This is a genomic window from Neobacillus drentensis, assembly GCF_036962125.1.
In the GTDB taxonomy this organism is placed as follows: domain Bacteria; phylum Bacillota; class Bacilli; order Bacillales; family Cytobacillaceae; genus Neobacillus; species Neobacillus drentensis_B.
Window position 1 is genome coordinate 1 of record NZ_JBALOA010000047.1, and the last position, 3047, is coordinate 3047.

At 40.5% G+C, this 3047-nt stretch carries 4 protein-coding genes; all 4 read left to right on the forward strand.

Going from position 1 to position 3047, the window contains the following annotated elements:
- Positions 1 to 314: 314 nt before the first annotated feature.
- The 4 genes from ispE to spoVG all read left to right on the forward strand — a co-directional run bounded on the left by ispE (position 315) and on the right by spoVG (position 2890).
- Complete coding sequence (gene ispE, locus V7121_RS24675) at positions 315 to 1184, forward strand: 4-(cytidine 5'-diphospho)-2-C-methyl-D-erythritol kinase (RefSeq protein WP_335501766.1); 870 nt, start codon at positions 315 to 317, stop codon at positions 1182 to 1184.
- A gap of 56 nt (positions 1185 to 1240) precedes the next feature.
- Positions 1241 to 2074 carry a pur operon repressor gene (purR, locus tag V7121_RS24680; RefSeq protein ID WP_335501731.1) on the forward strand — a complete coding sequence of 278 codons (834 nt, stop codon included), beginning with the start codon at positions 1241 to 1243 and terminating at the stop codon, positions 2072 to 2074.
- A complete protein-coding gene (locus V7121_RS24685) occupies positions 2074 to 2448 on the forward strand; it encodes a RidA family protein (RefSeq protein ID WP_335501729.1) in 375 nt (124 codons plus the stop codon). Before purR ends, V7121_RS24685 begins: the two co-directional genes overlap by 1 nt.
- 151 nt (positions 2449 to 2599) lie before the next feature.
- Positions 2600 to 2890, forward strand: a complete 291-nt coding sequence (gene spoVG / locus V7121_RS24690) for a septation regulator SpoVG (protein ID WP_026565468.1) — start codon at positions 2600 to 2602, stop codon at positions 2888 to 2890.
- Positions 2891 to 3047: the final 157 nt, after the last annotated feature.

The window sequence follows — 3047 nt, forward strand, 5'->3', positions numbered from 1 at the left end:
TCGCGCTCCGCCCTACGATAAGTCAACATCGAATCGCTTACGCTCTCCGTGTTTCCTTTATCTCAGTTGGAGTGCTCCAGGCCATAAGCTGCTGAACAGGGCGCTTGCGCTTTTCTTATTTCTCCCTATAATCCACTCATTTATGACGATTTTCTTATAAAACTAATATTAATATATAAAATTTGATAGGATTTCTTATATCTCACGTCTTACTTTTATCTTTTTGTGGTAAAATAGGACAAAATGTGGATTTTCGGAAAAAAAGAAAAGTGGAGCGCCCGTTGCGCTGGATTATATAGGAGTAGGTGGACGTAGTGAAGCTTTTAGTAAAAGCACCGGCCAAAATAAATTTAGCATTAGATGTTTTACACAAACGACCTGATGGATATCATGAAGTGGAAATGATTATGACCACGATTGATTTGGCTGACCGGGTCGAGCTCTCGTTATTAAACGAAGATAAAATACATATTCTTTCTCACAATCGCTATGTTCCTGATGACCAGCGTAATTTAGCTTTTCAAGCTGCCCAGCTATTGAAAGACCGATTCAAGGTCAAGCAAGGTGTGTTGATTTCAATTGAAAAAACCATTCCGGTTGCAGCTGGACTTGCAGGAGGAAGCAGTGATGCGGCTGCTACTTTAAGGGGCTTAAATAAACTATGGAATCTTGGGCTAACAATGGACGAATTGGCTGAACTTGGCAGCGAAATTGGGTCAGATGTTTCCTTTTGTGTCTATGGAGGTACAGCCTTGGCTAAAGGCAGGGGGGAAATCATTACAGAATTACCTGCACCGCCGACATGTTGGATTATCCTCGCCAAGCCGTTCATAGGGGTATCGACTGCTGAGGTTTACCGAAGACTTGATGTGAATGAAATGTCTCATCCCGATATTTCGGGAATGATCGAAGCGATCAAAGGACATGATTACCAACAGGTATGCAAAAAGGTCGGAAATGTATTAGAAGATGTTACATTAAATCTTCACCCTGAAGTTGCGCTGATTAAAGAACAAATGAAGCGATTTGGAGCCGATGCTGTATTAATGAGCGGCAGTGGACCGACAGTCTTTGGCATTGTACAACATGATTCAAGAATGCACCGAATTTATAATGGATTAAGAGGATTCTGTGATCAGGTATTTGCTGTCCGCATGTTGGGGGACCGCCACTCACTTGATTAAATACGTACGAAAATGGTATTCTATATCTAGAATATTCGTGTTTTTGGGGGCTTGTTATGAAATTTCGCCGCAGTGAACGTTTAATTGATATGACTAATTATTTACTAGACCATCCTCGCCAATTAGTACCGCTTACTTTTTTTGCTGAGCGATATGCATCTGCGAAATCATCGATAAGTGAAGATTTGGCAATTATCAAAGAAACGTTTGAAAATAGAGGGATTGGCACCATCCAAACCGTGCCTGGGGCATCAGGAGGGGTTAAATTCTTTGTTAAGGTAAGCCGTGAACAGGCTGAGCCGTTTATCAATGAATTGTGCGAATTAATAGCCAATCCCGATAGGTTGTTACCTGGTGGATATTTATACTTAACAGATATTTTAGGAAATCCACAAGTAGTACAAAAGGCCGGTCGAATTATTGCCTCTGCTTATACTGAAACGAAAATAGATGTAGTCATGACCGTTGCTACCAAAGGGATTCCGCTTGCTTATGCAGTGGCCAGTCAGTTGAATGTTCCTGTTGTAATTGTCCGCAGAGATAGCAAGGTAACAGAAGGACCAACCGTAAGCATTAATTATGTGTCCGGATCAACGAAGAGAATTCAAACCATGGTCCTATCGAAACGCAGTATGAGAGAAGGATCACGTGTCCTCATCGTTGATGATTTTATGAAAGCCGGTGGGACCGTAATGGGAATGATTAGCTTGCTTGAGGAGTTTAATGGACATCTAGCAGGAATTGCTGTTTTAGTGGAGGCAGAAAAAATTCAAGAGCGGCTCGTCGATGAATATACTTCCCTCGTCCAATTATCCGACGTTGATGTGAAGGAAAAGGAAATTAATGTCCAACCTGGAAATTTTCTAAAAAATAAATGGAGGGAAAAATAATGAATGTTATTCAAACAAATCAAGCACCTGCTGCAATTGGCCCGTATTCACAAGGAATTGTCGTTAATAACTTGTTCTATAGTTCTGGTCAGATTCCATTAACTGCAGAAGGATCTCTAGTTACAGGTGATATTAAAGAACAAGCTCACCAAGTGTTTAAAAATTTGCAAGCTGTATTAGATGCGGCTGGTGCATCGTTAGAGACAGTCGTCAAGACGACAGTATTTATTAAAAATATGGATGATTTTGCAGCATTAAATGAAGTCTATGGTGAATACTTCTCGGTCCATAAACCTGCTCGGTCGTGTGTTGAGGTAGCGCGCTTGCCTAAAGATGTTCTAGTAGAGATTGAGGTAGTGGCACTCGTTAAATAAATGTAATCTTTCAATTTATTTCCATATTTTCATGATGTTCACTAAATTGCCCTAACTTTTCAAAAATATTTTGAATATAAAGAAGGATTTCAAGGAATATTGTTGAATTTATTTACTTAGCTTTTTATCTATGAGAAAAGGGTGTGAGCACATGGAAGTAACTGACGTAAGATTACGCCGCGTTAGCACTGATGGAAGAATGAGAGCGATTGCATCAATCACTTTGGACAATGAGTTTGTAGTCCATGACATTCGTGTTATCGACGGAAACAACGGTTTATTTGTAGCTATGCCAAGCAAACGTACTCCTGATGGAGAGTTTCGTGACATTGCGCATCCGATCAATTCGGGAACACGCGGTAAAATCCAAGAGGCTGTCTTGGCTGAGTATCACCGTCTAGGTGAATTGGAAGTAGAATTTGAAGAAGCCGGTGCTTCCTAAGGAATTTTACAACTAGGGCCTTTCTTCTAGAAGGCTCTTTTTATTGTATAGGAAATTATAAAATAATTAATTGTGGATATATTGATTTAGTCTCTCTGAATCCAGCTCCAGCGCCCAACGGCTAGTGTCCTTCGCTCTCCGCCCTACGATAAGTCAA

Excerpts from the sequence above, each read along its gene's own strand:
- purR (WP_335501731.1), top strand. The coding sequence starts at position 1,241 with ATGAAATTTCGCCGCAGTGAACGTTTAATTGATATGACTAATTATTTA.
- V7121_RS24685 (WP_335501729.1), top strand. The coding sequence starts at position 2,074 with ATGAATGTTATTCAAACAAATCAAGCACCTGCTGCAATTGGCCCGTAT.
- spoVG (WP_026565468.1), top strand. The coding sequence starts at position 2,600 with ATGGAAGTAACTGACGTAAGATTACGCCGCGTTAGCACTGATGGAAGA.